This is a genomic window from Massilia aerilata (assembly GCF_042656905.1).
GTDB classification, from domain to species: domain Bacteria; phylum Pseudomonadota; class Gammaproteobacteria; order Burkholderiales; family Burkholderiaceae_D; genus Telluria; species Telluria aerilata.
This window is the reverse complement of the sequence record NZ_JBHSMZ010000026.1, coordinates 1-25,495: the sequence shown is the minus strand read 5'-3', so window position 1 is coordinate 25,495 and position 25,495 is coordinate 1. Positions and strand designations below refer to the sequence as shown.

Genomic DNA, 25,495 nt, shown 5'->3' with positions numbered 1-25,495 from the left:
AACATATATGGGCGATTCAGCGCTTTTTAAATACGCATCGGCATGACGACATACTTGAAGTCGCCATTTTCAGGAATCGAAATCAGCGCCGACGAATTCGAATCGCCCAGCGAGATATTCACCTGGTCGCATTTCAGGTTGTTCAGCACGTCCAGCAGATAAGTGACGTTGAAACCGATGTCGATCGCATCGCCGCCGTAGTCGATTTCCAGTTCTTCCACCGCCTCTTCCTGGTCGGCGTTGGTCGAGCTGATCTTCATCGAGCCCGGGGCGATCAGGCAGCGCACGCCCTTGAACTTGTCGCTGGTCATGATCGCGGCGCGCTGCAGCGAGCGCAGCAGTTCGTCGCGGCCGATCGTGAAGTCGTTCTTGTAACCCTTCGGGATCACGCGGGTGTAATCAGGGAACTTGCCCTCGACCAGCTTCGACACCAGTTCGATGTCGGCGAAGGTCAGTTTCACCTGCGAGGCGGCGATGTCCAGGCGGACGGTCTCGTCGCTTTCTTCCAGCAGGCGCTGCAGTTCGATGATGGTCTTGCGCGGGATGATGACTTCCTGGCGCTCGAAGGACTGCTCGGCTTCGACTTGCGCGAAGGCCAGGCGGTGACCGTCGGTCGCGACCGCGATCACCTTGTTACCGTCCAGCACCAGCAGCAGGCCGTTCAGGTAGTAGCGGATGTCCTGCTGGGCCATCGCGAAGTGGACCATGTTGAACAGGTGCTTCAGCGTCTTTTGCGGCAGGGTGACGGAGGCGTTGTAGCTGTCCGCCACCGACACGGTCGGGAATTCCTCGGCCGCCAGGGTCTGCAGCGCGAAGCGCGACTTGCCGCTCTGGACGGTCAGGCGCTTGTTCAGCAGGGTCATGGTGACGTCGCCCGATTCCGGCAGGGCGCGCAGGATGTCGAGCAGCTTGCGGGCCGCCACGGTGGTGCCGGTTTCTTCAGGACCCGAGCCGATATTGGCCAGGGTCGTGATCTGCACCTCGGTGTCGGTCGACAGGAAAGAAACGCTCTCGCCGTTCTTGCGGATGAGGATATTGGCCAGAATCGGCATGGTGTGCCGACGCTCGACAATACCACTCACGATTTGCAGTGGCCGGAGAAGCGTGTCTCGGGTGGTTTTGACCAGTTGCATAAATATCCCTCAGTTTTTTATCAGGTAAAAATGTTGTCTGTGCAATATTTTGCCAGAAATCACTACAAAAACCTTAGCCTTTCAGCGTCTGTTCCAAGACGTGCAGCTCATGGTTGCACTCGGCGTTTTTCTGCCGGTCCGCCGCGATCTTGCGCACCGCATGCAGCACCGTCGTGTGGTCGCGGCCGCCGAACAGTTCGCCGATTTCCGGCAGACTCTTCTGCGTCAGCTCTTTCGCCAGGTACATCGCGATCTGGCGCGGACGGGCGATGTTGGCCGGACGGCGTTTCGAATACATGTCCGCGACCTTGATGTTGAAGAAGTCGGCCACCGTCTTCTGGATGTTTTCCACCGAAATCTGGCGGTTCTGCACCGACAGCAGGTCCTTCAGTGCTTCCTTCACCACATCGATGGTGATCTCCTTGCCGTGGAAGCGGGAGTAGGCCAGGATCTTGCGCAGTGCGCCTTCCAGCTCGCGCACGTTGGAGCGCAGGTGCTTGGCCACGAAGAAGGCGACGTCGTCGTTCAGCACCACGCCTTCCGATTCGGCCTTCTTCATCAGGATCGCCACGCGCATTTCCAGCTCGGGCGGCTCGATCGCCACCGTCAGGCCGGAATCGAAGCGCGAGATCAGGCGGTCGTCCATGCCGGTGATCTCTTTCGGATAGGTATCCGAGGTGATGATGATCTGTTTCTTGGCCGCGATCAGGGCTTCGAAGGCATAAAAGAACTCTTCCTGCGTGCGGCTCTTGCCGCCGAAGAATTGAATATCGTCGATCAGCAGCATGTCCAGCGAGTGGTAGTAATGCTTGAAGTCGTCGAAACCCTTGCGCTGATACGCGGTCACCACGTCGCGCACGTACTGCTCGGCGTGGATGTAGCGGATGCGCGCGCCCGGCTGGTCCTTCATGACCTGGTTGCCGATCGCATGGATCAAGTGGGTCTTACCGAGGCCGACGCCACCGTAGAAGAACAGCGGGTTGTACGAGACGCCCGGATTGTTCGCGACCTGGATCGCGGCCGCGCGCGCCAACTGGTTGGCCTTACCGGTCACGAAGTTCTCGAAGGTGAGTTCGGGATTGACGCGGCTCTGCTCACGGCGCGGGTTGTTGGCGATGACGTTGTCCGGCGTGACCACCGGCGTGGCCGGCACGGTATTGTCGGCGGCGGCATTGATGCCCATCGCGCCCGCCGCCATTTCGGCGGTCGAGGTGGTCGGCTGGCGATTGCTCACCGCGTCCGGCTTCTTGGGCGAGGTCTTGGGGTCGAGCACGAACAGCACGTCCACCGGACGCTCCCAGAAATCGGAGGCGAGGGCGGTGATGCGGTTTGCGAACTGCGACTTTACCCAGTCGAGCTTGAAGCGGTTGGGCGCCGCGATGCGCAGCTTGCCGTCCTCATAGTCGAGGGCGACCAGTGGTTTGATCCACGCGGTATATTGCTGCGGCGTCAGCTCGAGTTCCAGTTGCGTGGAACAGGCTTGCCAAAAGTTTTCCATACATCGACCAAGTTAAAGCGTAACACTCTATTTTAACTGTCTTCTCGGAAGTTATCCACAGGCGGAGCGGGTTTTTTCCACCGAATCTCAACAGCGTGATGCACATGAGCAACCATGCCGGGCCGGCGCCGCGCGGCGCTGCGGCGCAACAGCTTTCTTGACAGCTCGACCGAAAATGCTGTCTAATTCAGGGTTCCCCGCCCACACGCATTGCCAACTCCGGCACGCAACAGATGGGCGACTAGCTTTGCTGAGGCGTGACGCTGGCTTAACAACTGCGAAATGTCATTGGCGTATGGCCGGCTCATGAGAAGCCGGCTCCAATTTTTTGCATTCTTTTTGCTTTAAGCGAGACCACCATGAAACGTACTTACCAACCTTCCGTCGTCCGTCGCAAGCGCACGCACGGCTTCCGCGCACGCATGGCTACCCGTGGTGGCCGTCAAGTCCTGAACGCACGCCGCGCCAAGGGCCGCAAGCGTCTGGCTGTCTAAGCCACGACAGGCCTTTCGACCGCGCCTAAGCAATGTCAGGCGAAGGTTCGCACGACTTCGCGCGCGTTCGGCGCATCGTAAAAACGGATGAGTTTTCATCCGTTTTTCGTTTGCGCCCTGCACAAAAAACCGCGCATTTCGTGCTCTATACCCGACCGACTACCCTGCCGCATGCGCGGCTGGGCGTCGTCGCGGCCAAGCGTTTCGCGCCGCGCGCGGTCACGCGCAATACCATCAAGCGCATCACGCGCGAACTGTTCCGCACCACGGCGATGCCGGCGCTCGATTGCATCGTGCGTTTGTCTCGTCCGGTGAATACCAAGAGCGGACCAGCCACGAACAAGGCCCTGAAGACGCTGCTGCACGCCGAGCTGGCGCGCCTGTTCGCGTCGCAGGCGCCCAGGCCGCGCAAGCCGGCGCCTGTCGCCGCGCCACCCGATGCGGCTTCCGGTTCGCCGGACAGCACCGGACAACAGCCATCATGAACAGGCTGCTCGTCTGGCTGCTGCGCGCTTACCAGTTGCTGGTGTCCCCGATGTTCGGGCCGAGCTGCCGTTTTTATCCGAGCTGTTCCAACTACGCGATCGAAGCGGTGCGGCTGCATGGCGGCGCCCGCGGCGGCTGGCTGGCCTTGCGCCGCGTCTGCCGCTGCCATCCGTGGAACGCCGGCGGCAACGACCCTGTGCCACCCCCAACAACCGCTTGCGGTTGCAACCATTCCTGAATAAGACCCAATGGAAATCAATAAACGTACCATCCTGTGGATCGTGTTCGCCGTCTCGCTGGTCGTCCTCTGGAACGACTGGATGGTGGCAAACGGAAAACAGTCGATGTTCTCGCCGCAGGCGCCTGGCAAGGTCGCAACCGCCCCGGCTGCGCAGCCGAAGGTGAACGACATGCCGGCCCCGGCGGCCACGCCAGCCTCCGTGCCGGGCGCCGCGCCCGCCGATGGCGCTGCCGCAGCACCGGCGCCGATCCAGACCCGGATCATCACCATCACGACCGACGTCTACAAGGCCGACATCGACACCGCCGGCGGTGTGATCCGCCGCCTGGAACTGCTGAAGTACCGCGACAAGGTCGACAACACCAAGAACCAGCTGCTGTTCCACACCGATGCCGCCAAGGGCCGCCTCTACCTGGCGCAGACCGGTCTGACCCCGGCCGCGACCGGCGCCCTGCCGAACCACAACACCCCGTTCGTGGCGAAGCCGCTGGTGACCAACGGTAACCAGACCCAGCTCGTGCTCGAAGCGGAGCAGGGCGGCGTGCGCCTGACCAAGACCTTCACCTTCCACCAGGGCGACTACGTGATCGGCGTACGCCACGACGTGACCAACATCGGCGCCGTGCCGGTGGCGCCTTCGCTGTACCTGCAGCTGCAGCACGACGGCAGCAAGCCGGAAGGCGACACCTACTTCAACAGCAGCTACACCGGTCCGACCCTGTACACCTCGCAGGACAAGTACCAGAAGCTGACCTTCGACAAGATCGCCAAGGGCAGCGCCGAGCACACGAACAAGGCCACCGACGGCTGGGTCGCGATCTCGCAGCACTTCTTCGTCTCGGCTTTCATCCCGACCGACAAGATGCAGCGCGACATCTACACCAAGAGCCTGGGTAACAACCTGTTCGCCATCGGCACCGTAATGCCGCTGGGGACGGTGGCGCCGGGCGCCACCGTGTCGAACGAAGCCCGCCTGTATTCGGGTCCGCAGGAAGAAAAGATGCTGGAGAAGGTCACCCCGGGCCTGGAACTGGTGCGCGACTACGGCTGGGCGACCATCATCGCCAAGCCGATTTTCTGGACCATGGACCAGCTGCACCAGATGATCGGTAACTGGGGCTGGACCATCGTCGCCTTCACCATCCTGATCAAGCTGCTGTTCTTCCCGCTGTCCGCCGCCGGCTACCGCAGCATGGCCAAGATGAAGACCGTGACGCCGAAGATGCAGGCGATCCGCGAGCGTTATAAAGCCGACCCGGTCAAGATGCAGCAGGCCACCATGGAGCTGTACAAGACCGAGAAGATCAACCCGCTGGGCGGCTGCCTGCCGATCCTGATCCAGATGCCGGTGTTCCTGGCGCTGTACTGGACCCTGCAGGCCGCGGTCGAAATGCGCGGCGCCCCGTGGATCCTGTGGATTCACGACCTGACCGCGCCGGACCCGTTCTACGTCCTGCCGATCATCTACGCGATCTCGATGTTCGTGACCACCCGCCTGAACCCGCAGCCGGCCGATCCGATGCAGGCCAAGATGATGATGTTCATGCCGCTGGCATTCTCGGTCATCTTCGTGTTCTTCCCGTCCGGCCTGGTGCTGTACTGGGTGGTCAACAACCTGATCTCGATGGCGCAGCAGTATGTGATCACCAAGAAGTACGCGCCGGCGAAGTAAGCCTGCGATGGTTTGATCGGAAAGCCCGTGCGTTGCGCGGGCTTTTTTTATTCGTTAGCCCCAAGACCGTCGTCCCCGCGCAGGCGGGGACCCAAGTTCGTGGCGGACCACAAAAACTCGGATTCCCGCCTCGGCGGGAATGACGGCGGTACGCAGCATGACGTTGGTACAATCCTCTCCTATGAAACTAGACACCTCCCCCATCGCCGCCATCGCCACCGCTCCCGGCCGCGGCGGCATCGGCGTCGTGCGCGCGTCCGGCAAGTCGCTGGCGCCGCTGATCGACGCGCTGTTCCCGAACCAGAAGCTGGCCCCGCGCCACGCCACCTACCTCCCGTTCAAGGACGCCGAGGGCGCCGTCATCGACGAAGGCCTGGCCCTCTGGTTCAAGGGGCCGCACTCATACACCGGCGAAGACGTGCTGGAACTGCAGGGCCACGGCGGCCCGGTGGTGCTGCGCATGCTGCTGGCGCGCGTGCTGGAAGCGGGAACGGATTTCGGCCTGCGCCTGGCCGAGCCGGGCGAATTCACCCGCCGCGCCTTCCTGAACGACAAGCTGGACCTGGCCCAGGCCGAGGCCGTGGCCGACCTGATCGACGCCTCGACCGAAGCCGCCGCCAAATCGGCGTCAAGCTCGCTGTCGGGCGCCTTCTCGAAGGTGGTGCATGCGCTGGTGGATAAAACCATCAACCTGCGCATGCTGGTGGAGGCCACGCTCGACTTCCCGGAAGAGGAGATCGACTTCCTCGAGAAATCGAATGCGCGCGGCCAGCTGGCCGGCATCGTCGAGGCGCTCGACCACGTGTTCCGCCAGGCGGCGCAAGGCGCGCTGCTGCGCGAAGGCCTGAACGTGGTGCTGGTCGGCCAGCCGAACGTCGGCAAGTCCTCGCTGCTGAACGCACTGGCCGGCGCCGACGTCGCCATCGTCACGCCGATCGCCGGCACCACCCGCGACAAGGTCAGCGAGACCATCCAGGTCGAGGGCATCCCGCTGAACATCATCGACACCGCCGGCATCCGCGCGCTGGACGAAGGTATCGACGTGGTCGAGCGGATCGGCATCGAGCGCACCTGGGGCGAAGTCGGCAAGGCCGACGTGATCCTGCACCTGCTGGACGCCAACCTGGGTCCGGCCAGGGCCGACGAGGACATCGTCGCCGCCTTCCCGGCCGGCGTGCCGGTGGTCCGCATCTGGAACAAGATCGACCTGTCGGGCCATAAGCCTTCGGTGGACGTGAGCGCGGACGCGATCCATATCTACCTGTCGGCGCACGAGAAGATCGGCATCGAGCTGCTGCGCGCGGAACTGCTGCGCATCGCCGGCTGGCAGCAGACCGGTGAATCTCTGTACCTGGCGCGCGAACGCCACCTGATCGCCCTGCGCGCGGCGCGCGAGCACCTCGACATGGCCGGCCGGCACGCGGCGCAGGACGACCAGTCGCTCGACCTGTTCGCGGAAGAGCTGCGGCTGGCGCAGGACCAGCTGTCCAGCATCACCGGGCAGTTCACGCCGGACGATCTGCTGGGGGTGATTTTCAGCCGCTTCTGTATCGGCAAATGAGCGCACCCGGACCGGATGCCGTCGCCTGGCTGTGGCGCGACGCGCCGGTGCCGGCCTGGTCGCAGGCGGTGGTGGCAGTGGTCGACCGCCATGTCTGGCTGGCCGGTAGCAAGGTGCTGGTGCGCCCCGGCGCCCGTCCACGGCAACTGCCCCCAAGCGCCCGCGTGATCCCGGTCGTGCACGTGGAGATCGATGTGCTGCGCCCGCCCGCCAGCCTGCAGCCGGCGCGCGCGGCCGTGCTGGACGCCATGCGCAAGGCGGCGCGCGCGAGCACCTCCGGCTGGGTCCAGCTGGACCTGGAGGCGCGGCCTTCGCAGCGCGCCGATTACCGCGCCCTGGTGCAGGAGATCCGCAGCACGCTGCCGCGCGAAATCCGCCTGAGCGTCACGGCGCTGGGCTGGTGGTGCCGCTCACCGAACTGGCTGGACGGGCTGGCCGCCGACGAGGTGGTGCCGATGTTCTTCCGGATGGGACGCGACAATGCGGCGCTGCGCGATATCGTCGCGTCCCGCCCGCAGCAGCTGCACCCGCTGTGCCGCAGCGGCAGCGCCGGCTTTTCGCGGCAGGAGCCGTTCGCGCCAAAGGTCGCGGCGCGCTACCGGCGCACTTACTGGTTCGATGAAAAAGGATGGAGACACCCCGAATGAAGCGCATTCTCGCACTTGCCATGCTCGCCGCCGCGGTCTCGATGGCGCTGGACGCCGGCGCCAGCGGCGACTACGGTCCCAGCTACACCCTGTTCAAGGCCTACACCGCGCCGGACATCCCGCTCGAGCGCTTCCAGGCGGGGGAGCTCGGCATCCTGCAGCCGGGCATGCGGCGCGTCTACCTGTACACGGCCTGGCGCGCGATCTCGCTCGGGCCCAAGGTGGCGGCGTCACCGGGCACCCCTGGCGGCCTGGCGCGCGCCGATGGTTCGGCCTTCGGCAACGGCTGGCAGCAGGCCGCCGTCGCGCCGGACCCGGCATCTTCGCGCCCGCCGGCGATTCCGGCGATCCTGCAGCTGCGCGAGGACGACCCGGCCCTCAACGCCTATTACGCCTGCCCGGAAGCCGCCAACGAGCAGGCCGGGCGCACTTACCGGATGCTGGGCGCGCGGCCCGACGCCGGCAAGGAGCGCATCGCCGCCTGGGTGCGCGCCCAGTTCCAGGTCGGCCAGGCCTGCCAGGAAGCCGAGGCCGCGCGCTACCGCTACGGCGCCGAGAAGGACAAGGCGCCGCAGTTGGCCGAGCCGGCGCCGCTGCCCGAATCCGAGCCGCTGTTCTGGCGCCAGCTGCGCGACTACCAGCGCGCCGCCTGGCACTTCTACCTGCAGCATTATGCGCAGAGCACGGCGCAGTTCGAGCGCATCGGCGCCACCAAAGGGCACCCGATGCAGGGACTGGGCCAGTACCTGGCGCTGCGCTCGGACATCCGGCGCGCGCTGGCGCTGAAGGAGACGAGTCTGGCCGCGCGCGACAAGGATGCCCGCTGGCTGGAGCAGCGCGGCGCCGCGATCCTGGCCGACGCCTCGCTCGCGCCCATGCACGAGCCGGCCCGGGCGCTGCTGCGGTCGATGCGCGCGAACCTGACGCCCGAGATCCGCCTGGAAGAGCTGAACCGCTACCTGGACAACCCGGCCGCCGACCCATTCGCGCAAGACCGGCTGGGCGACTGGGCGATCGTGATCGACGACGCCAAACTGCAGACGGTGAAGCAATACGACTTCATCGACTGGATCGACACCCTGCGCGCCTGCGACCTGCGCTCGAACCCGACCTGCGCCGCCCAGGCCGCGCATGCGCTGGCGCGCTGGAAGAAGACCGGCGCCCGCACCTGGCTGACGGCGGCGATGATGCTGTCCCAGGCCATGCCGCCGGAACTGGAGCGCGCGGCGCTGGCCATCGGCGCCGACGACCCGTCCTGGCTGACGGTCCACTATCACCTGGCGCGCCTGTACCGCCTGGCGGGCCGCCAGCAGGAGGCCCGCGCCATCGGCGAGGCGGCCCTGAAGCGCAAGCTGTCGCCGGGCACGCGCAACCTGTTCCGCGAGGAGCGCTTCGCGGTGGCGTCGTCGGTGAAGGATGCCGCCGCCTGGCTGCTGCGCACCAACGTCGATTACCTCAAGGGCGATCCCACGCAGAAGGAAGACATGATCAACGACGACGGCCTGCTGTGGTTCAAGACCGGCCTGCCGGTGGCCGGCATGGTCGAGCTGGCGCGCGTCGAGAGCCTGCCCAAGCCGCTGCGCGCGCGTGCCGCCGGCGCCGCGTGGATCCGCGCGTCCCTGCTCGACATGCCGGAGCAGGGCGCCGCGGCCGCGGATTTGCTGGCGCAGCTGGCGCCTGAACTGGCGGCGCCTGTGCAGCGTTACCGCCGTGCCGCGTCGGGCGAGGAACGCCGCCACATCGCGCTGGTGGCGGCGCTGCGCTTCGGCCTGTCCGCGCAGCTGGACATGGCGCCGCAGCCGGTAGTAAGCCGCGGCGGCGACGAGGTCACCGCTTCCGGCTGGTGCAAGTTCGACGGCAAGGAGTTCGAGCAGGCCGCGGACGAGCGCCTTGCCTGGCGCTTTCCCGCCATGCCCGCCACCGGCGATGCCGAGGCGCGCGCGGAACTGGCCCGCCTGGCGCCCATGAAGACCGCCACCGGCGTGGTCGGCGACGATGTGCTGCAATGGCTGGGCAGCCACCCGAAGGATCCCGAGCTGCCATGGCTGCTGTACGTGGTCGTGCAGTCCACGCGCGGCGGCTGCCTCGATGCGGACGCCGCCAGCCTGTCGAAGAAAGCCTTTACGCTGCTGCATAAACGCTATCCGGGCTCGGAATGGGCGGCGCAGACGCCGTATTTCTATTCGCCTTCGTCAAGGTAAGGCTTCAGCAAGCCCGCCACCCAGTCCATGAAGGCCACCGCGCGCGCCGGCACATGGCGCCGCGTCGGGTAGACGAAGGCCACCGGCATCGGCGCCGGCCGGTAATCCGGCAGCACCTCGACCAGCTTGCCGGCCTCGATCAGCTCGCGCAGGCCGGCGCCCGGCACCTGGATGATGCCCAGGCCGGCCAGGCAGGCGGCTTTATAGGACGCAGTGCCGTTCACGGTCAGCATGCTGCCCACCGGCGCGTAATGGGTGTGCTCGCCGTCGAACCATTCCCAGGCCGCGGCGCTGCCGCCCAGTTGAGCGTCGTAGTGAATCAAGCGGTGCCCGACGAGGTCTTCCAATCGAAGCGGCGTGCCGTGCTGCGCCAGGTAGGCCGGGCTGGCGCAGTTGACCAGCTTGTAGCTGCCCAGCGGCCGCGCGACCAGCGACGAATCAAGCAGCACGCCGGCGCGCAGCACGCAGTCATAAGCCTCGCGGATCAGGTCCACGCGGCGGTCGGCGGTGCCGAGGTCGATCGCCAGCTGCGGGTGCCTGGCCATGAACTCGCCCAGGCGCGGCAGCACCAGTTCGCTGGCCAGCGCCACCGACATGTCGACCCGCAGCCGGCCGCTCAGCACATCTTCGCCGCCGCGGAACATGCCGCGCAAAGCCTCGACTTCATCCAGCACTTCGCGGCTGCGCGCATGGAAGGCCTCGCCCTCCTGCGTCATCTGCACCCGCCGCGTGGTCCGCTGCAGCAGGCGCGTGCCCAGCTGCTGCTCGAGCTGGCGCACGGCCGCGGACACCGTCGCATTCGGCAGGCCGAGCTGGCGGGCGGCGCCGCTGAAGCTTTCGAGTTCGGCCACTTTCAGGAACACCTGGATCGTATCGAGTTCGTTCATGCAGCCATGATTCTTCGTAAATCCTGCAAAGTCAATTCGATTTTGGCGGCTTTATTGCAGCCCAGTGGAAGAATACACTGGACTCTTCTTACAAAAGGAGGCTTCCATGAACAAGCGTATTGCGATCATCACCGGCGGCAGCCGCGGCCTGGGCCGCAGCATGGCCCTGCACCTGGCGCGCGACGGCGTCGACATCATCCTGACTTACCAGCAGAACGAAGCGGCGGCGCTGGACACCGTGGCGGAAGTCAAGGCGCTGGGATGCCGTGCCGCCGCCTTCCAGCTGGACGTGGCCGACAGCGGCGCGTTTGTCGGCTTCGCCAAACAGGTCGACGCCACCCTGGCCGCATGGGGCCGCGAACGCTTCGACATCCTGGTCAATAACGCCGGCAGCGGCCTGCACGTGCCGCTGATGGAGCTGAGCGAAGCGCAGTTCGACAGCATGATCGCGATCCATTTGAAATCGGCCCTGTTCCTGACCCAGGCGCTGGCGCCGCGCCTCAATGACGGCGGACGCATCCTGAACATCTCCAGCGGCCTGACCCGCTTCACGCTGGCCGGCGCCGGCGCCTATGCCGCGGCCAAGGGCGGTGTCGAGGTGCTGACCCGCTACCTGGCGCGCGAACTGGCGGACCGCCGGATCTCGGTGAACACGCTGGCGCCGGGCGCCATCGCCACCGATTTCGGCGGCGGCCGCGTGCGCGACGATGCCGCCATCAACGCCTGGGTCGTATCGCAGACGGCGCTGGGACGCGCCGGCCTGGCGGACGATATCGGCGGCGCGGCCGCCAGCCTGCTGGCCGAGGGCAGCGCGTGGATCACCGGGCAGCGTATCGAAGCCTCGGGTGGAATGGGCTTATAATTTACTGAACAGTTCACGAACGAGGCGGGCATGGAAAAGGGGATCACGCGGCGGCGTTTCGGCTTGACGATGGCGGGCTGCATGGCGGTAGCCGCAAGCGCCATGCTGGCTTCCTGCGCAAGCCTCAGCGGCCCGCGCCGCGTCGAGATCCCGCAATCCAGGCTGCAGGCGGGCCTGGAGCGCCGCTTCCCGCTTCGGAATCGCCTGCTCGAACTGTTCGACGTCCAGCTCACCCGCCCGCAGCTGGCGATCCTGCCCGACAGCGACCGCGTGGCGCTGACGATGGACGTGTCGGTGTCGCCGCCCTTCCTGCGCCAGTCCTGGGCCGGCGTCATGACCCTGTCCGGCCACCTGTACGTGGATGCCGCGCGCAGCGGCGTGTTCATGGCCGACGCCCACGTCGACCGCTTCGATATCCAGGGCATGGAGGGCGCCCGCGCCAGGGACCTCGGACGCGCGGCGGATGTCCTCATGAACCAGCTGGTGCGCGACGTCGCGATCTACAGCTTCCGCACCGAAGACCTGCGCTATGCGGGCGCGCAGTTCGTGCCGACCCGCCTCGATACCATCCCCGGCGCGCTGGTCGTGACCGTCGAACCCCAGCGCTGACGCCTGCGCGCCACGCGCACGATTGAACGGCCCCAAGCAGCTGTTGTTAATACTGCTATTATTTCTCGCAGCTGGAAGTCCGGCATCGTTCGCTTCGATGCATCGTGGAGTGCCGTCACTGTTGCGCCACCAAGACTGTCGCAGGCTCGCCATTGCGGAGGTAACGCAATCGGCGCAAACTTGCGTCGACTTCGGTGCGCATCAGCATGCAATGGACAAGCCGCGCTTGCGCTTTCTCATGCACATGGTGTTCCACTAAAGTAATCTTTGCGTTACTGAAGCGCAGCCGGTAAGGGGGTGATCTTGGAAACGATACAGGAAAGTTTTCCGGAGAAGGGGCTGGCCGTCGAGCCGCTCGTCGCCGCGACGATCAATACCGGCGCCACGCCGGTACCAACGCGTCTCAGCCTCCCGCCGAAAGGCGCGTGTTGGTACTGCGACAAACCCTTGGACAGCGTGCGCCGGTTCTGCGGCAAATCCTGTTCCGACGCCTTCGACGAAGAAGCCGAATTCACGCGCTGAGCCAGGCCAGCGCGCCTTCGAAGTCGAAGACCTCGATCGCTGCCGCGATCCTGCGGTAGCGTTCTTCTCCCAATTCCCTCGTCAAGCTCGGCGCGGCGTCCTGCACCAGGTCGACCGCGTCGCCGTTGCCGTCCTCGAGCAGGGCGCGCAACTGCGCCGTGGCCGCGCCGCGGCCGTCGATCTGCTGCACGGGCGCCGCCGCCGGCGCGATGCCTTCGTCCGCATCCAGTTCGAGCAGCACCCGTTCGAGCGCATGCTCCAGCCGCGCCAGGCGCGGCGCCAGATGGCCGTCGCCGCGGCGCAGCGCCTGTTCCAGCGCCTGCGCCGCCTCGCGTAGCGGCACCGCCTCGATCATCCCGGCCGCGCCCTTGAGCGTATGCGCCTGGCGCTGCGCCACCTCGATGTCGCCGGCGGCCAGGGTCTCGCGGATGCGCACGGCCGCGTGCCGGTAGTCCTTGCGGAAGCGCGCCAGCACGCGCGCGAACAGGGCGGCGTCGCCCATCAGGCGGGCGATGCCGTCCGCGCGGTTGATGGCGGGCAGAGAGGGAGCGGAAGCCGCTTGCTGGCCGGCGGACTCGCTCATCTGGTCGTGAACGACCAGGTCTTGCTGACTGCCGCGCCTCCCACGGTACCGTTGAAGCTCACGTCGTAGGTGGTGTTGGCCGCCAGCGGGGCCAGCGGAACGATCGCCGCCACCGAGGCCATGGTCGTGTTGGGATCCTGGCCCTTCACCAGCAGGCGCGTCGCCAGGCTGTTGGCGGCGCCGCGCACGCGCACCGTGAAGCTCGTCACGGCGACCGGCTCGGTCAGGTTCGCGTGCACGCTGATCGGGTAGCCGACCTCGTTGGTGTCCGGGACCGGATCCGGCTCCTCGAAATCGCTGAAGAAGTTGCGCTGCACCCCGGTCTGGCCGTTGAAGGGCCAGGACACGATGGCGTGGCTGGGCAGGCCCGGACTGTAGCCGCGGGTGGCGCCCAGGTTCGTGGTGAAGTAGATGTAGCTGGCGGCGGCGGTGGCCGAGCCGGTGCCCATGTCCTTGAACAGCGGCTCGAACATCACGAAGCGGTGGTAGATCGCCGTGACCAGTTCCTCGGCCATGTAGAAGCCGGTGTTGTTGGTGGTGGCGGCGATGATCTCGCCCGAAGCGTAGTTCGGCACCAGCGTGTAGCCGGCGGCCTGCACGCGGGCTTCCACCGTGGCGCCGGTGTAGCCGGCCCGGTTGGATTGCTCGTCGTGGGTGACCAGGTTGTTCAGGCGCTGGTAGTCCGAGTGGGCCTGCGACGAACGGTCGAGCTGGCTGTTGCGCGCCAGCGCGCCGACGCCGGCCTGGCTGCGGCGGTAGTTGATCCAGTTGAAACCGTCGGTGGCGACGTTATTGGTCAGGACCGGCGCCGAGGCGTCCAGCCCCGAGAATCCGGTGGACCCGCCCGTGGAGCCGGTGGCGCCATTCGCGCCATTCGCGCTGCCGCTGTCCGAGCCGCCGCCGCAGGCTGCCAGCGCCAGGGCGGCGATGAAGGCGGCGATCAGGCTCTTCGCAGGTTGCGTTTTGCTCATCATGTAATACTCCCAACTTCCGTCAATACCGGGGTCAAAGAGCTCCCATTCTAGGCTAATTCCGCGATCCATGCGCAGCCCTAAGTCCATGTAAAATAAGCCATTCTTTCCTTTTGTCGAGTCGTCAATTTGAAGCCTAGCCGCCAGCAGCGCCTCGCGCGCGCCAAGTTCGCCCTGCCCAGTTTCGTGACCCTGCTGTCGATCGCCTGCGGCTTCGGCAGCATCGTCATTTCGGTCGACAACGCCCCGGTGGGTAATCCGGACGACTACCGCCTGGCAGCCATCCTGCTGGTGCTGGCCGGCGTCTTCGACGCGCTCGACGGCTTTGTCGCGCGCGCCACCAACACCCAGTCGGACTTCGGCGTGCAGCTCGATTCGATCGCCGACGTGATGAACTTCGGCTGCGCCCCCGGCCTGCTGCTGTACTGCTACGGCTTCGCGCAGATGGGCGCCGACCATCCGACCCTGGTGCGCATGGGCGGCCTGGCCTGCTTCGTGTTCGTGGCCTGCGGCGCCCTGCGCCTGGCGCGCTTCAATGTGATGGTGGGCCGGACCGACCCGCGCTACTTCGTCGGCATGCCCATCACCGCCGGCGCGGCCTGCGTGGCCGCGGTGGTGGTGGCCTGGCCCGACCCGGTGGCCGCCACCGAGATGGGCCGTGCTTTCCTGGTGATGCTGCTGATGGTGGCGGTGGGCGCGCTGATGGTCTCGACGATCCGCTTCCCCAGCTCGAAGCAGCCGAAATCGAAAGCGGTGTTCGTGGCGCTGGGCGTGTGCGTGCTGCTGCTGGTGCTGCTGCGCACGCGCTTTTTCGCGCTGTTCTTCGTGCTGTATATCAGCGCGACGCTGCTGCTGAATTTGGCGTGGCAGGGCGGGTGGCGCGGCGTGGAGCCGCCGAAGGTTTATGAGGATTGATGTTTGCGCATGCGTGGGCACGGGGCGCCCACCCTACCGAGGAATGTAGGGTGGGCTCCCCGAGCCCACGCGCGCCGTTCAGGCAAACTTGTCCAACAGCGCCGCCAGATGAGCGGCGCTTTCTTTTGCTGCATCCAGATCCGCCGCATTCCCGGTCTGGTTGACGATACTGGCCGTCAGCAGCTGCACGAAAGACCGGTCGAGCGCCTTTCTCGCCGCCGCCATCTGCTGGGCGACGGCATCGCAGTCGGCCGGCGCGTCGGCCAGCGCCACCAGCTTCTGGATGCCGCGCAGCTGGCCCTCCACCCGCGCCAGGCGGTTCAGCAAATCCTTCTTCTGCTGTCCGCTGAGGGCGCGGCCCTCGACGATAGCGACCGTCATGCGACTTCGTGGCCGCGCGCCGCGCGCAGGATCGCGAACCAGTCGGTGCGCGACAGCTTGAAGGTCGTGCCGGCCACCGCCACCGCGATGGCCTCGATGCGGCCGCTGCCGGTCAGCGGGACCGGGTTCGAGGGCAGCTGCATGATCCAGGCGAAGATCACGCTGGCGAAAGGCTGGTGCAGGCGGTCGGCGATCTCCTTGACCACCAGGCGCAGGTTCTCGGCATTGGCCTCGTTCGAGGTGAACAGGTGGCCGCCGGCCAGCGGCGACCAGATCATCGGCGCCACTTTCAGATCCTGCAGGCCGTCGAAGGTCTCGTCGAACATCGGCGCCACGTGCAGCGGCGAGAATTCGACCTGGTTGGTGGCCAGCTCGACGCGGCGGTTCAGCGCCTCGAACTGGTGGCGGCTGAAGTTCGACACGCCCACGTGCAGCACCTTGCCGGCCTGTTTCAGGCGCGTGAAGGCCTCGGCGATCTCGTCGAAGTCCATCAGCGGATCGGGGCGGTGGATCAGCAGCAGGTCGAGGCGGTCGGTATGCAGCTGGCGCAGCGATTCCTCCGCGGATGCGACGATGTGCGCGGCGGTGGTGTCGTAGTGCTGGATCGCGTGTTCGGGGCGTTTATTCGACAGCAGCTTGATGCCGCACTTGCTGATCAACTGGATCCGGTCGCGCAGCGCAGGCTGGGCGCGCAGGGCTTCGCCGAACTGGCCTTCGACGCCGTAGTTGCCGTAGATGTCGGCATGGTCGAAGGAGCTCACGCCCATCGCGATGCACTGCTCGATCAGGGCGATGCGCTGCCCGACCGTCATGTTCCACTCGACCATGCGCCACATGCCGGCGACGATGCGGGACAGTTCGAGTCCGTTCGCGCGGGTGGCGATGCGGGGGCAGTGCAGGTCGCGGGGGAGGGCGTGGGTCATGGTGATATTCCTTTGATCGGTTCGCCAGATTATAGCTGTCCCGTAAACGACGTAGGGTGGGCACCCTGTGCCCACGCGGAGCGGCCAACATGATGCCAGCTTCACGCGTGGGCACGGGGTGCCCACCCTACAGTAATTCCGGCGCCGCCGGAATTACTTCATCCACAAACGCATCGAATCCCAGGCACGCCCGATGATCGACGCTTCCGACACCTCTTCCAGCGACACCACCGGCAGCGCCAGCAGCGGCTTCCCGTCGACCATCATCTTCAGGGTGCCGACGCGGCCGTTCAGGGCCAGCGGGGCGACCAGCGGGTCCTTGCGTTCGAGGACCGGCTTCATCTTCTGCGCCACGCCCTTCGGCACGGTCACCAGCACGTCGTTGGGGAAGCCGATCTTCACGGTCGACTTCGAGCCCTTCCACACTTCCGGGGTGGCGATCGCCTGCCCCTTCGCGTACAGCTTGACGGTGTCGAAGTTCTGGAAGCCCCAGTTCAGCAGCTTCTGGCTTTCGGCGGTACGGGCCCCGTCCGAATTCGCGCCGGACAGCACCGAGACCAGGCGGCGCTCGCCGGACGTGCCGTTCGGGCGGTGGGCCGAGGCGATCATCGAATAGCCCGAGGCTTCGGTGTGGCCGGTCTTCATGCCGTCGACGGTCGGATCGAGCCACAGCAGGCGGTTGCGGTTCTGCTGCTTGATCTTGTTATAGGTGAATTCCTTGACCGAGTCGATCTTGTAGAACTCGGGGAAGTCCTTGATCACGTGCGAGGCCAGGATCGACAGGTCGCGCGCGGTCGAGTAGTTGTCCGGGCTGGGCAGGCCGTGCGGATTGGCGAACTTGGTGTTCTTCATGCCCATGCGCTGGGCCTGTTCGTTCATCAGGTGGGCGAAGGTGCCTTCGTCGCCGGCCACGGCTTCGGCCAGCGCCACCGCGGCGTCGTTACCCGACTGGACCATCAGGCCGTACAGCAGGTCGTTGATCGAAACCGGGGTGGCCGGGTCGATGAACATCTTCGAGCTGCTGCCGTCGACCTTCCAGGCGCGCACCGACACGTTGACCTTCTGGTCCAGCGAGATCTTCTTGTCGCGGAGGGCGCCGAAGACCACGTAGGCGGTCATGACCTTGGTGAGCGAAGCCGGCTCGATGCGGGTGTCCGCATCCTGCGAGGCGATGATCTGGCCGCTGGTCACATCCAGCAGGGTCCAGGAACGGGCGGCGATTTGCGGGGGCGGCACTTGTTGCGCATGGGCGGCCGACATCAGGAGTGCACTGGCGGCCAGCGCGGCGATTAGCTTTTTCATGGGAGGCAAGAGGAAATCAGAGGGACGATGACGCAAAGGCAATGCCCGTGAGCATTGCCTAAAACAAAGACGGACCATTATAGGCCAGTGACCGCTTCAAATGTCACGCCGCCACATTTGCGCGACAAGATTTTTAATGTGAACCAGCCTGCGGTGGAAGAAATGGTCGGCGCCCGGGATCACCGTCACCGGGATGTCGAGCGGGCGCGCCCAGTCGAACACCTGCTGCAATGTGATCGTATCGTCAAGCTCGCCGTGGATCAGGATGGTGTCCGCGGGGACCGCCGGCATCGGCCATTTGCCGGCCGCCGTCCCCACCAGCACCAGCCGCTCGGCCGGGTGGCCCTGGGCTTCCAGGCGCTGCTGCAGCTGGGCCTGGACGAAGGTGCCGAAGGAGAAGCCGGTCAGCGCGACCGGCAGGCCGGGATACTGTTCGACCATATGCGCATACATGACCTGCATGTCGTCGACCTCGCCGCGGCCATCGTCATACGCGCCCTCGGATTCGCCGACGCCGCGGAAGTTGAAGCGGGCTGTCACGTAGCCCAGGCCGACGAAGGCGCGCGCCAGCGTCTGCGCGACCTTGTTCTCCATGGTGCCGCCATACAGCGGGTGCGGGTGGGCGACCAGGGCGATGCCGCGCGGCGGACCTTCCGGCTCGTCCAGCATGCACTCCATCTTGCCGGCGTGGCCGGTCAGGTAAAACTTTTGTGAATGCTTGTTCATTGCGTACTAAAGAAGATCAGATTTTCAAACGCTCGACCACTTCGCCCTTGAGCAGGTGGCGGTCGATGATCTCGTCGATGTCCGAGGTGTCCACGTAGGTGTACCAGGTGCCCTGCGGGTAGACCACGACCACCGGGCCCTCCTCGCAGCGGTCCAGGCAGCCGGACTGGTTGATGCGCACCTTGCCCTGGCCGTTCAGGCCGAGTTCCTTGATGCGCTTCTTGGCGTGCTTCTGGGCGGTCTCGGCGCCGTGCTTGCCGCAGCTCGGGCGGCAGCCTTCGCCTTCGCGCACGTTCATGCAGAAGAACACGTGGTGTTCGTAAAAAGGTTTTTCGTCGCTCATGTCGGTCTCGATAGTGTGTGCACCTGCCCGCTATGATACGCCCTTATCACTGGCGGTTCAGGCGGTGCGAGGGCAGCAGCAGGAACCAGAGGGCAAAGAAGGGCCAGGCCATGCCCATGAACTGGGCGGCGCCATTGAAGTTCAGGAATTTACCCTGCTGCCAGGCCTGCAGGGTGGCGACGAAATACGGATTCGCCGGGATCGTGTTCACGACAATCAGGGCCAGCACCAGCGTCACCACCGCCAGGCGGCGCTGCGCGACCTGGGGCGCGAAGGCCAGGCCGGCCAGCATGATCAGGCCGATCAGGAAGCCGCCCTGGGCGCCGGGCGTGACCCAGGTGAGGGCGTTATCCGGCGAGAAGAACAGCGAGCTTGCCAGGATCTTCACCAGCACGCCCGCGAACACCAGGGCCAGCATCAGCCCCAGGCGCGGCGCGGTGCGGCGGGCCAGGCACAGCAGGGTCAGGGCGGCGCCGGTCATGCCGCAGGCCGTGATCACGATCTCGGACAGCCAGTACTGCTCGACCGTCATGCCGGCGCTGCCGCGGATCAGGGCGACCAGGTCGATGTCGGTGTCGAGCCATTCGGACAGCCATTCCGACAGCAGCGGCAGGATCTGGCCATTGCCGAACAGGTAACCCTGCGGATAGACCTGGGCCAGCGGCCACAGCGCCACCAGCACCAGGCCCTGGCTCGCATGCGCGGCAAACCAGCGCTGGCGCAGGCGCTGCAGGCGGCTCTGGTTCAGCAGCAGCGGCGCAAACAGGAGCCCGAGCACCGCGCCGGCCAGGCAGCCGCCGGCATTCGTCACCAGGTCGAGATTCGAGGGCACGCGCGTCGGCAGGAAGTTCTGCACCACTTCCATGGTGCCCGACACCAGCACGCCGCACACGGCCGCCACCAGTACCGCCCACATGCCGCGCACCAGCGGGTGCAGGGCCAGCACGAACAGCACGCCGAGCGGCATGTAGCCGACGATGTTGACCATCACGTCGAAGCCGGTCCAGTAGCGCTGCGGCTGCAGGTTCAGGAAGGCGAAGGGCGACAGCCCGCTGCTGCGCCAGCCCGAGAACGGGAACCAGCTCGCATACACGATCAGCAGCAGGTAGGCCAGCAGGGCGGCGCGCGCCACCGGGGATGCGCGCGGCCTCGCCTCGTCTTCCGTCAGGGTCATCGGCGACTGATGTTCAGGGTGCCCAGCCAGGCCACGATGTCGGCGGCGATGGCGTCGGTGCTCGCCGCCAGCGCACGCGCGCCGCCCGCCGCGTCGGCGCTGCCGGCCGCGGTGGTCCGGGCAAAGCTGCGCTGGTCGACCAGCGTATGGCCCTGGAACACCGAGGCGCGCAGCGCGACCTGGCCTTCGCTCTGCGCCACGCCGGTGAAGTTGTGGACGAATTCGTCGACGTCGACGCGCAGGATCGGGATGCCGTTCGAGGCATCGGTTTCCGACAGTACCTTGGCGCCGGACTGGGAGATCCGGGTTTTGAGGCGCTGCGTCATCATCTGCAGCGGGTTCGCGGTCCAGCGGCTGTTGGCATAGGTGCGCGCCTGCAGGGCGTCGGCATAGCTCAGGCGGTAGAACATGCGCTCGCTGTCGAGGGCGCTGGAGCCGGTGAGGTCGGTGACGACGATCGCGCCGACCGGCGCCGCTTGCGCGCTCTGCACGGCTGCCTGTACGGGCATGGCCGGACCGAAGTCGAACTGGGTGGTGGGTTCGCCCTTTTGCGAGGCGCAGCCGGTGAGCAGCAGGGCGCCTGCGGCAAGGACGGCGATGAGGCGGTGCCTAGGTAGGTTTGCACTGAGCAGGGTCACGGTTTCCTCATTCATTTGGTCGGAGGTACGAAGCCGGGCTCGCCGGGGCCGGGTTGGGCCTTGGCCGCGCCGAACAGGATGCTCTGCGGGCGGTCGCCGATATTGGTCACGGTGCGGCGCACGGCGCGCAGCGAGATGCGGGCCTCGTCGGTCATGTCGGTCAGGTGCGGCAGGGTGCGCATCTCGAGGTCGGAGGTCACGCCTTCGAGCGAAGCGATGGCGCCGGCGGCGCGGTCGATCGGCCCGCCCGGCGCCTGCAGGCTGGTGGCCAGGCGGTCGTAATTACGCACCGCGCCGGTGGCGCTGGTGGACAGCTCGTTCACCGAGGTCATGGTGCGATCCAGCTTGGCGGTCAGCTCCGGCATGCGCGCCAGGGTGGGCTGCAGCTGTTTCGGGATCTCGCCATAGGCCTGGGCCGCCTTGCTGATGTTGTCGACCGCGCTCGTGATCTTCTCGGCGTTTTCCTCGCTGACGATCTTGTTGAGGCTATTCGTGATCTGCTCGGTCTTCTCGAGGATGGACAGGCCGCGCTTTTCCAGCTGGTCCAGCAGGCCGGGGCGCAGCGGGATGCGCGCCACGTGGCCCTTGTCGCTGGCCAGCAGCGGCGAGCCGGTGCGGTCGTCGTCGAGCTGGATGAAGGCGATGCCGGTCACGCCCTGGTAGCCGAGCGAGGCGAAGGTGGTGGTGGTGACCGGGGCGCCTTCCGCGATCGACAGCCTGATCAGGATCTGGCCCGTCACGCGCGGGTCGAACACGATGTCGTCGATGCGCCCGACCTCCAGGCCGCGGTAGCGCACCGCGGCTTGCGGGTTCAGGCCGGGGATGGTCTGGGTGGTGACGATCTCGTACGGACGCATCTTGGTGCTGTCGCGATTGAGCCAGAGGCCGATCAGGACGGCCGCCACCAGCAGCGCGACCGTGAAAAAGCCCGTCATCAGGGCATACGATCTGTTTTCCATGTCAGTCTTCCGATTCCTTTCCTGCGTAGCGTTCTTCCAGCACTTCCAGCGCGCGCTGGCCGCGCGGGCCGAGGAAAAATTGTTTGATGAATGGGTGCTCCACGCGCAGCACGTCGCACGCGGGGCCGACCGCCAGCACGTGCTTCTCGGCCAGCACCGCGATGCGCGAGGACAGCGCGAACAGCGTGTCCAGGTCGTGCGTGACCATCACCACGGTCAGGTGCAGCTCGTTGTGCAGGGTCTGGATCAACTCGACGAAAGTATCCGACAGGTCGGGGTCCAGGCCGGCGGTGGGCTCATCCAGGAACAATAGCTGGGGTTCGAGCGCAAGGGCGCGCGCCAGCGCGGCGCGCTTGACCATCCCGCCCGACAGGTCGGACGGCATCTTGTTGGCGTCGCCCGGGCCCAGGCCCACCATGTTCATCTTCAGCAGCACGGCGTCGCGGATCACATCCTCGGGCAGGGCGCGCAGCTCGCGCAGCGGCAGGGCGATGTTGTCGAACACCGTCAGCGCCGAGTACAGGGCGCCCTGCTGGAACAGCATGCCCCAGTGGTTGCGCATGCGCTGCAGCTGTTCCGGGCTGGCGTTGCTGACGTCTTCGCCGAACACCGTCACCGAGCCGCTCGACGGATGCTCAAGGCCCAGCATCTGGCGCAGCAGCACGGTCTTGCCGGTGCCGGAACCGCCGACGATGGACAGGATCTCGCCGGCGTAGATGTCGAGGTTCAGGTCCTGGTGCACCACGGTGCGGCCGAAGCGGGTCCACAGGTTGCGGATCTGGACCACCGGCGGCCCGACTTTTTCGTCCGGTTTCAGGTTCATCATCAGTTGAACCCCACGCTGGAAAAGACGATCGCGAACACGGCGTTGGCCATGATGACGACGGTGATCGCGGTGACCACCGAGGTCGTCGTCAGGCGGCCCAGGCTTTCCGTGTTGGGCTTGATGCGCAGGCCGAAATGGCAGGCCGTCAAGGCGATCAGCATGCCGAACACGATGCCCTTGCCCAGGCCGATCATGTAGTTCACGATCGGCACCGCCGACGGCAGCTTCTGGATGAAGTAGCGCAGCGACAGGTGCAGCTCGACCTTGGCCGCGATCATCCCGCCCAGCAGGGCCATGGCGTCGGTCCAGATCACCAGCAAGGGCATCGCGATCGCCAGCGCCAGCACCTTCGGCATGATCAGGCGGAAGCCGTGCGAAATGCCCATCACGAGCATCGCATCGAGTTCCTCGGTCACCCGCATCACTCCCAGCTGCGCGGTAATCGAGGAGCCGGAGCGGCCCGCCACCAGGATCGCCGCCAGCAGCGGCCCCAGTTCGCGGATGACGGCCATGCCGAGGATGTTGACCAGGTAGATGTCGCCGCCGAACATGCGCAGCTGCTGCGCCGACAGGTAGGACAGCACGATCCCGATCAGGAAGCCGACCAGGGCGGTGATGCCCAGCGCCTGGAAGCCGGAGTGATAGATGTTGGCGGAGATCTCGCGCCACGGACCCGCCATCGGATGGCGGATGAAGCGGCCGACGTCCTGGACCACCTGGCCGATCAGGATCACGACCGCCTTCATGTGCTCGAAGAAGGACAGCACGCCCAAACCGAGCCGGATGATCCAGTTGAAGGGACTGGTGCGCACGCGCGGCAGCTCGATGTCGCTGGCCTGTTCGAGGCGCGCGAACAGTTCTTCCTGCTTCAGATCGAGGGTCAGCTGGCCGGGACGCTTCTTGCCCCAGGCGCTCCAGAACATCTGGGCGCCGATGTGGTCGAGGCTCTCGACTGCCGACAGGTCCCAGGCCAAGGAGGATTTGTCGGCCAGTCCGGTCAGGGTCTTGTTGATGCTCTTGATCGCACCGCGCTTTGCCAGCGCATGAACCTGCCATACGCCGCGCGCCACCACCGACTCGCCGGCGTTGGGATGTTCGATAGTTAATGTTGGCGCATTTTCAATCCGCATTACGGCAGTGTAAAAGAGATTTGCAGCGGCTGCCACACGCGCGGCAGTGGCGTGCCGCGGCGCGCACTATTACGCGGCCAGATGGCGGACCTGGCGCTCGGGGGCTGCGGCGCCTGGCTTCTGCTTGTCGGTCGATTTGTCGACCTTGCCTGCATAGTCGCTGGCCAGCAGGGCCTTCGCCGCGTCCTCGCCCATGCCCTGCAGCTGCAGCCACTCCTGCACCAGTTTCGCCAGGCGATCGAGGGCGATGCGGTGGGTGGCGTCAAGGCGGGTGTACATCCAGTCGGAGAAGGCCATGAAGTTCGCGAAGGGCGCGTCGCCCAGCAGCGTATTGACGGTGTGGGCGAAGCGGCCCGAGTTGGCGACCAGGTCCCAGTAGCGGGCAAAGCGCACCAGGCGCTGCATGGTGGCGAAGTCGATGCGGTCGGTGGCCAGTACGGTATAAGGCGGATAGGGATCGAACACCATCCCGAAAGGCTCGGTGTGGCGGATGATCGGGGTGCCGCGCAGGCGTTTCAGGATGCCGAACTGGATCTCGTGCGGGCCCAGCTCCACCAGCTTATCGAAGCCGCGCGCGAAGCTGGCCACGTCTTCGCCCGGCAGGCCGGCGATCAGATCGACGTGCAGGTGGGCGTGCGAGTATTCGTGCAGCCAGCGGATGTTGTCCGCGGCCTTGACATTGTCCTGGCGCCGGCTGACCAGGGACTGCACCTCCGGGTTGAAGCTCTGGATGCCGATCTCGAACTGCAGCGCGCCCGGCGGGAACTGGGCGATGGTCGCCTTCAGCCCTTCCGGCAGGTGGTCGGGGACCAGCTCGAAGTGGGCATACACAGGGTCGTCCGGATGCGCCGCCAGCTTATCGAGGAAGAACTGCATGATGCGCTGGCTGGTCTTGACGTTCAGGTTGAAGGTGCGGTCGACAAACTTGAACAGGCGGGCGCCGCGCTGGTACAAGCCTTCCATCTCGGCCAGGAAGGTGTCGAGGTCGAAGGGCCAGGCGGTCTTGTCCAGCGAGGACAGGCAGAACTCGCACTTGAAGGGGCAGCCGCGCGAGGCTTCCACATACAGTGTGCGGTGGGCGATGTCCTCGTTACTATATAGAGAGTAGGGCAGGGCGATGTCGGCCATGGGCGGCTGGACGCCGGCATGCACTTTCATGAGCGGCTTGGGACCGTGCAGGATCTCGCCGCACAGTTTGGGGAAGCTGACGTCGCCCCAGCCGGTGACGGTGTAGTCGGCCAGGCGGACGATCTCCTGCTTGTCGGTCTCGTACGAGACTTCGGGACCGCCCAGCACCACCGTCACCTCGGGCGCGACGCGCTTGAGCATGGCGACGACTTTGGCCGTCTCTTCGACGTTCCATATATAGACACCAAAACCGACGATGCGAGGCTGCCTTGCCAGCAGGCGCTCCACGACCTCGGTCGTCTTCGCACCGATGACGAATTCCATCAGCGCCGTTTGCGCCTGCAACTCGCCCATATTGGCCAGCAGGTAGCGCAGGCCCAGCGAAGCGTGGGCATAGCGGGCGTTGAGGGTGGAGAGCAGGATGGTCATGGCGGTGCGGATCGGCTGGACGGCAAAGGGTGCATTGTACGCGTTGGGCTTCATTTGCGCGTGCAGGCCTTGCGGGCTGCCGGTGGCTTTGATATGATTCGCTCCCTCGTTGAAAACGATTGCCGATTCAAGCAGTTAGGGCAGTTTCATCGAGCTGTGTCTGAACGATACGACACAAAAAAGGATTTGACGAGTTAAGCGAAACACTGCATAATCTCACTTCTCTGCTGCTGACGAACACAACGATTCGCAGA

The 25,495-nt window shown here is 65.8% G+C and carries 27 protein-coding genes; 11 read left to right on the top strand and 16 right to left on the bottom strand.

Features of this window, described 5'->3' with window-relative positions:
- Positions 1-26 precede the first annotated feature (26 nt).
- Together dnaN and dnaA are read right to left on the bottom strand one after the other, a co-directional pair.
- Complete coding sequence (gene dnaN, locus ACFPO9_RS25360) at positions 27-1,133, bottom strand: DNA polymerase III subunit beta (RefSeq protein WP_379776643.1); 1,107 nt, start codon at positions 1,131-1,133, stop codon at positions 27-29.
- Between the two features lie 73 nt (positions 1,134-1,206).
- Positions 1,207-2,631 carry a chromosomal replication initiator protein DnaA gene (dnaA, locus tag ACFPO9_RS25355; RefSeq protein ID WP_379776641.1) on the bottom strand — a complete coding sequence of 475 codons (1,425 nt, stop codon included), beginning with the start codon at positions 2,629-2,631 and terminating at the stop codon, positions 1,207-1,209.
- A 359-nt stretch (positions 2,632-2,990) separates the two neighbouring features.
- Here dnaA and rpmH point away from each other — a divergent pair, with 359 nt between their 5' ends.
- From rpmH to ACFPO9_RS25320, 7 genes are all read left to right on the top strand, one after another.
- Positions 2,991-3,125 (top strand): 50S ribosomal protein L34, encoded by a 135-nt coding sequence (gene rpmH / locus ACFPO9_RS25350; RefSeq protein WP_040378179.1) that lies wholly within the window; start codon positions 2,991-2,993, stop codon positions 3,123-3,125.
- 32 nt (positions 3,126-3,157) lie between these two features.
- Positions 3,158-3,610 carry a ribonuclease P protein component gene (rnpA, locus tag ACFPO9_RS25345; RefSeq protein WP_379776639.1) on the top strand — a complete coding sequence of 151 codons (453 nt, stop codon included), beginning with the start codon at positions 3,158-3,160 and terminating at the stop codon, positions 3,608-3,610.
- The gene (yidD, locus tag ACFPO9_RS25340; protein ID WP_379776637.1) at positions 3,607-3,849 is read left to right on the top strand and encodes a membrane protein insertion efficiency factor YidD; all 243 of its coding nucleotides are present in this window, start codon (positions 3,607-3,609) and stop codon (positions 3,847-3,849) included. The genes rnpA and yidD overlap by 4 nt, the downstream gene beginning before the upstream one ends.
- 10 nt (positions 3,850-3,859) lie before the next feature.
- Positions 3,860-5,524 (top strand): membrane protein insertase YidC, encoded by a 1,665-nt coding sequence (gene yidC / locus ACFPO9_RS25335; protein WP_379776635.1) that lies wholly within the window; start codon positions 3,860-3,862, stop codon positions 5,522-5,524.
- A 181-nt stretch (positions 5,525-5,705) separates the two neighbouring features.
- The gene (gene mnmE / locus ACFPO9_RS25330; protein ID WP_379776633.1) at positions 5,706-7,085 is read left to right on the top strand and encodes a tRNA uridine-5-carboxymethylaminomethyl(34) synthesis GTPase MnmE; all 1,380 of its coding nucleotides are present in this window, start codon (positions 5,706-5,708) and stop codon (positions 7,083-7,085) included.
- A complete protein-coding gene (locus ACFPO9_RS25325; protein WP_379776630.1) occupies positions 7,082-7,732 on the top strand; it encodes a hypothetical protein in 651 nt (216 codons plus the stop codon). The genes mnmE and ACFPO9_RS25325 overlap by 4 nt, the downstream gene beginning before the upstream one ends.
- Positions 7,729-9,933: a hypothetical protein gene (locus tag ACFPO9_RS25320; RefSeq protein WP_379776626.1), complete on the top strand. Its 2,205-nt coding sequence runs from the start codon at positions 7,729-7,731 to the stop codon at positions 9,931-9,933. Before ACFPO9_RS25325 ends, ACFPO9_RS25320 begins: the two co-directional genes overlap by 4 nt.
- Here ACFPO9_RS25320 and ACFPO9_RS25315 read toward each other — a convergent pair.
- On the bottom strand, positions 9,912-10,820 hold the full coding sequence (locus ACFPO9_RS25315; RefSeq protein ID WP_379776623.1) for a LysR family transcriptional regulator: 909 nt from the start codon (positions 10,818-10,820) through the stop codon (positions 9,912-9,914). The two genes, ACFPO9_RS25320 and ACFPO9_RS25315, sit on opposite strands and share 22 nt — an antisense overlap.
- Positions 10,821-10,926: 106 nt before the next feature.
- Between ACFPO9_RS25315 and ACFPO9_RS25310 the strand changes: the two genes are divergently transcribed.
- From ACFPO9_RS25310 to ACFPO9_RS25300, 3 genes are all read left to right on the top strand, one after another.
- Positions 10,927-11,682 (top strand): SDR family NAD(P)-dependent oxidoreductase, encoded by a 756-nt coding sequence (locus ACFPO9_RS25310; protein WP_379776621.1) that lies wholly within the window; start codon positions 10,927-10,929, stop codon positions 11,680-11,682.
- 30 nt (positions 11,683-11,712) lie between these two features.
- Positions 11,713-12,291: a DUF1439 domain-containing protein gene (locus ACFPO9_RS25305; RefSeq protein WP_379776618.1), complete on the top strand. Its 579-nt coding sequence runs from the start codon at positions 11,713-11,715 to the stop codon at positions 12,289-12,291.
- Between the two features lie 303 nt (positions 12,292-12,594).
- Entirely contained in the window at positions 12,595-12,813 is a 219-nt protein-coding gene (locus tag ACFPO9_RS25300; protein ID WP_379776616.1) for a hypothetical protein, read from the top strand.
- Here the strand turns inward: ACFPO9_RS25300 and ACFPO9_RS25295 are convergent.
- A complete protein-coding gene (locus ACFPO9_RS25295) occupies positions 12,803-13,396 on the bottom strand; it encodes an Hpt domain-containing protein (protein ID WP_379776613.1) in 594 nt (197 codons plus the stop codon). The two genes, ACFPO9_RS25300 and ACFPO9_RS25295, sit on opposite strands and share 11 nt — an antisense overlap.
- Complete coding sequence (locus ACFPO9_RS25290; RefSeq protein WP_379776610.1) at positions 13,393-14,370, bottom strand: CAP domain-containing protein; 978 nt, start codon at positions 14,368-14,370, stop codon at positions 13,393-13,395. The genes ACFPO9_RS25295 and ACFPO9_RS25290 overlap by 4 nt, the downstream gene beginning before the upstream one ends.
- Positions 14,371-14,496: 126 nt before the next feature.
- Here ACFPO9_RS25290 and pssA point away from each other — a divergent pair, with 126 nt between their 5' ends.
- The gene (gene pssA, locus ACFPO9_RS25285) at positions 14,497-15,282 is read left to right on the top strand and encodes a CDP-diacylglycerol--serine O-phosphatidyltransferase (RefSeq protein ID WP_379776607.1); all 786 of its coding nucleotides are present in this window, start codon (positions 14,497-14,499) and stop codon (positions 15,280-15,282) included.
- Positions 15,283-15,360: 78 nt separating this feature from the next.
- Here the strand turns inward: pssA and ACFPO9_RS25280 are convergent, their stop codons facing one another.
- The 11 genes from ACFPO9_RS25280 to ACFPO9_RS25230 all read right to left on the bottom strand — a co-directional run bounded on the left by ACFPO9_RS25280 (position 15,361) and on the right by ACFPO9_RS25230 (position 25,241).
- Positions 15,361-15,663 carry a metal-sensitive transcriptional regulator gene (locus tag ACFPO9_RS25280; protein WP_379776604.1) on the bottom strand — a complete coding sequence of 101 codons (303 nt, stop codon included), beginning with the start codon at positions 15,661-15,663 and terminating at the stop codon, positions 15,361-15,363.
- Positions 15,660-16,586, bottom strand: a complete 927-nt coding sequence (locus ACFPO9_RS25275) for an aldo/keto reductase (RefSeq protein WP_379776601.1) — start codon at positions 16,584-16,586, stop codon at positions 15,660-15,662. Before ACFPO9_RS25275 ends, ACFPO9_RS25280 begins: the two co-directional genes overlap by 4 nt.
- Before the next feature lie 153 nt (positions 16,587-16,739).
- Positions 16,740-17,888 carry a D-alanyl-D-alanine carboxypeptidase family protein gene (locus ACFPO9_RS25270; RefSeq protein WP_379776599.1) on the bottom strand — a complete coding sequence of 383 codons (1,149 nt, stop codon included), beginning with the start codon at positions 17,886-17,888 and terminating at the stop codon, positions 16,740-16,742.
- A gap of 96 nt (positions 17,889-17,984) precedes the next feature.
- Positions 17,985-18,614 (bottom strand): alpha/beta hydrolase, encoded by a 630-nt coding sequence (locus ACFPO9_RS25265; protein WP_379776596.1) that lies wholly within the window; start codon positions 18,612-18,614, stop codon positions 17,985-17,987.
- Between the two features lie 16 nt (positions 18,615-18,630).
- Positions 18,631-18,957, bottom strand: coding sequence for a (2Fe-2S) ferredoxin domain-containing protein (locus tag ACFPO9_RS25260; RefSeq protein ID WP_230027061.1), 327 nt, complete (start codon positions 18,955-18,957; stop codon positions 18,631-18,633).
- A 46-nt stretch (positions 18,958-19,003) separates the two neighbouring features.
- Positions 19,004-20,131, bottom strand: coding sequence for a VanZ family protein (locus ACFPO9_RS25255; RefSeq protein WP_379776593.1), 1,128 nt, complete (start codon positions 20,129-20,131; stop codon positions 19,004-19,006).
- On the bottom strand, positions 20,128-20,784 hold the full coding sequence (locus tag ACFPO9_RS25250; RefSeq protein ID WP_379776590.1) for an ABC-type transport auxiliary lipoprotein family protein: 657 nt from the start codon (positions 20,782-20,784) through the stop codon (positions 20,128-20,130). Before ACFPO9_RS25250 ends, ACFPO9_RS25255 begins: the two co-directional genes overlap by 4 nt.
- The gene (locus ACFPO9_RS25245; RefSeq protein ID WP_379776588.1) at positions 20,781-21,728 is read right to left on the bottom strand and encodes an MlaD family protein; all 948 of its coding nucleotides are present in this window, start codon (positions 21,726-21,728) and stop codon (positions 20,781-20,783) included. Before ACFPO9_RS25245 ends, ACFPO9_RS25250 begins: the two co-directional genes overlap by 4 nt.
- Position 21,729: 1 nt before the next feature.
- On the bottom strand, positions 21,730-22,554 hold the full coding sequence (locus ACFPO9_RS25240; protein ID WP_379776585.1) for an ABC transporter ATP-binding protein: 825 nt from the start codon (positions 22,552-22,554) through the stop codon (positions 21,730-21,732).
- Entirely contained in the window at positions 22,554-23,684 is a 1,131-nt protein-coding gene (locus tag ACFPO9_RS25235; protein WP_379776583.1) for an MlaE family ABC transporter permease, read from the bottom strand. Before ACFPO9_RS25235 ends, ACFPO9_RS25240 begins: the two co-directional genes overlap by 1 nt.
- Positions 23,685-23,753: 69 nt before the next feature.
- A complete protein-coding gene (locus ACFPO9_RS25230; RefSeq protein ID WP_379777645.1) occupies positions 23,754-25,241 on the bottom strand; it encodes a B12-binding domain-containing radical SAM protein in 1,488 nt (495 codons plus the stop codon).
- Positions 25,242-25,495: the final 254 nt, after the last annotated feature.

Excerpts from the sequence above, each read along its gene's own strand:
- ACFPO9_RS25260 (WP_230027061.1), bottom strand. The coding sequence starts at position 18,957 with ATGAGCGACGAAAAACCTTTTTACGAACACCACGTGTTCTTCTGCATG.
- ACFPO9_RS25245 (WP_379776588.1), bottom strand. The coding sequence starts at position 21,728 with ATGGAAAACAGATCGTATGCCCTGATGACGGGCTTTTTCACGGTCGCG.
- ACFPO9_RS25280 (WP_379776604.1), bottom strand. The coding sequence starts at position 15,663 with ATGACGGTCGCTATCGTCGAGGGCCGCGCCCTCAGCGGACAGCAGAAG.
- ACFPO9_RS25270 (WP_379776599.1), bottom strand. The coding sequence starts at position 17,888 with ATGAAAAAGCTAATCGCCGCGCTGGCCGCCAGTGCACTCCTGATGTCG.
- dnaA (WP_379776641.1), bottom strand. The coding sequence starts at position 2,631 with ATGGAAAACTTTTGGCAAGCCTGTTCCACGCAACTGGAACTCGAGCTG.
- ACFPO9_RS25255 (WP_379776593.1), bottom strand. The coding sequence starts at position 20,131 with ATGACCCTGACGGAAGACGAGGCGAGGCCGCGCGCATCCCCGGTGGCG.
- ACFPO9_RS25265 (WP_379776596.1), bottom strand. The coding sequence starts at position 18,614 with ATGAACAAGCATTCACAAAAGTTTTACCTGACCGGCCACGCCGGCAAG.
- ACFPO9_RS25305 (WP_379776618.1), top strand. The coding sequence starts at position 11,713 with ATGGAAAAGGGGATCACGCGGCGGCGTTTCGGCTTGACGATGGCGGGC.
- ACFPO9_RS25250 (WP_379776590.1), bottom strand. The coding sequence starts at position 20,784 with ATGAATGAGGAAACCGTGACCCTGCTCAGTGCAAACCTACCTAGGCAC.
- ACFPO9_RS25320 (WP_379776626.1), top strand. The coding sequence starts at position 7,729 with ATGAAGCGCATTCTCGCACTTGCCATGCTCGCCGCCGCGGTCTCGATG.
- ACFPO9_RS25315 (WP_379776623.1), bottom strand. The coding sequence starts at position 10,820 with ATGAACGAACTCGATACGATCCAGGTGTTCCTGAAAGTGGCCGAACTC.
- yidD (WP_379776637.1), top strand. The coding sequence starts at position 3,607 with ATGAACAGGCTGCTCGTCTGGCTGCTGCGCGCTTACCAGTTGCTGGTG.
- ACFPO9_RS25310 (WP_379776621.1), top strand. The coding sequence starts at position 10,927 with ATGAACAAGCGTATTGCGATCATCACCGGCGGCAGCCGCGGCCTGGGC.
- ACFPO9_RS25295 (WP_379776613.1), bottom strand. The coding sequence starts at position 13,396 with ATGAGCGAGTCCGCCGGCCAGCAAGCGGCTTCCGCTCCCTCTCTGCCC.
- mnmE (WP_379776633.1), top strand. The coding sequence starts at position 5,706 with ATGAAACTAGACACCTCCCCCATCGCCGCCATCGCCACCGCTCCCGGC.
- dnaN (WP_379776643.1), bottom strand. The coding sequence starts at position 1,133 with ATGCAACTGGTCAAAACCACCCGAGACACGCTTCTCCGGCCACTGCAA.
- ACFPO9_RS25235 (WP_379776583.1), bottom strand. The coding sequence starts at position 23,684 with ATGCGGATTGAAAATGCGCCAACATTAACTATCGAACATCCCAACGCC.
- yidC (WP_379776635.1), top strand. The coding sequence starts at position 3,860 with ATGGAAATCAATAAACGTACCATCCTGTGGATCGTGTTCGCCGTCTCG.
- rpmH (WP_040378179.1), top strand. The coding sequence starts at position 2,991 with ATGAAACGTACTTACCAACCTTCCGTCGTCCGTCGCAAGCGCACGCAC.
- ACFPO9_RS25240 (WP_379776585.1), bottom strand. The coding sequence starts at position 22,554 with ATGATGAACCTGAAACCGGACGAAAAAGTCGGGCCGCCGGTGGTCCAG.
- ACFPO9_RS25230 (WP_379777645.1), bottom strand. The coding sequence starts at position 25,241 with ATGACCATCCTGCTCTCCACCCTCAACGCCCGCTATGCCCACGCTTCG.
- ACFPO9_RS25325 (WP_379776630.1), top strand. The coding sequence starts at position 7,082 with ATGAGCGCACCCGGACCGGATGCCGTCGCCTGGCTGTGGCGCGACGCG.
- rnpA (WP_379776639.1), top strand. The coding sequence starts at position 3,158 with ATGTCAGGCGAAGGTTCGCACGACTTCGCGCGCGTTCGGCGCATCGTA.
- ACFPO9_RS25275 (WP_379776601.1), bottom strand. The coding sequence starts at position 16,586 with ATGACCCACGCCCTCCCCCGCGACCTGCACTGCCCCCGCATCGCCACC.
- ACFPO9_RS25290 (WP_379776610.1), bottom strand. The coding sequence starts at position 14,370 with ATGATGAGCAAAACGCAACCTGCGAAGAGCCTGATCGCCGCCTTCATC.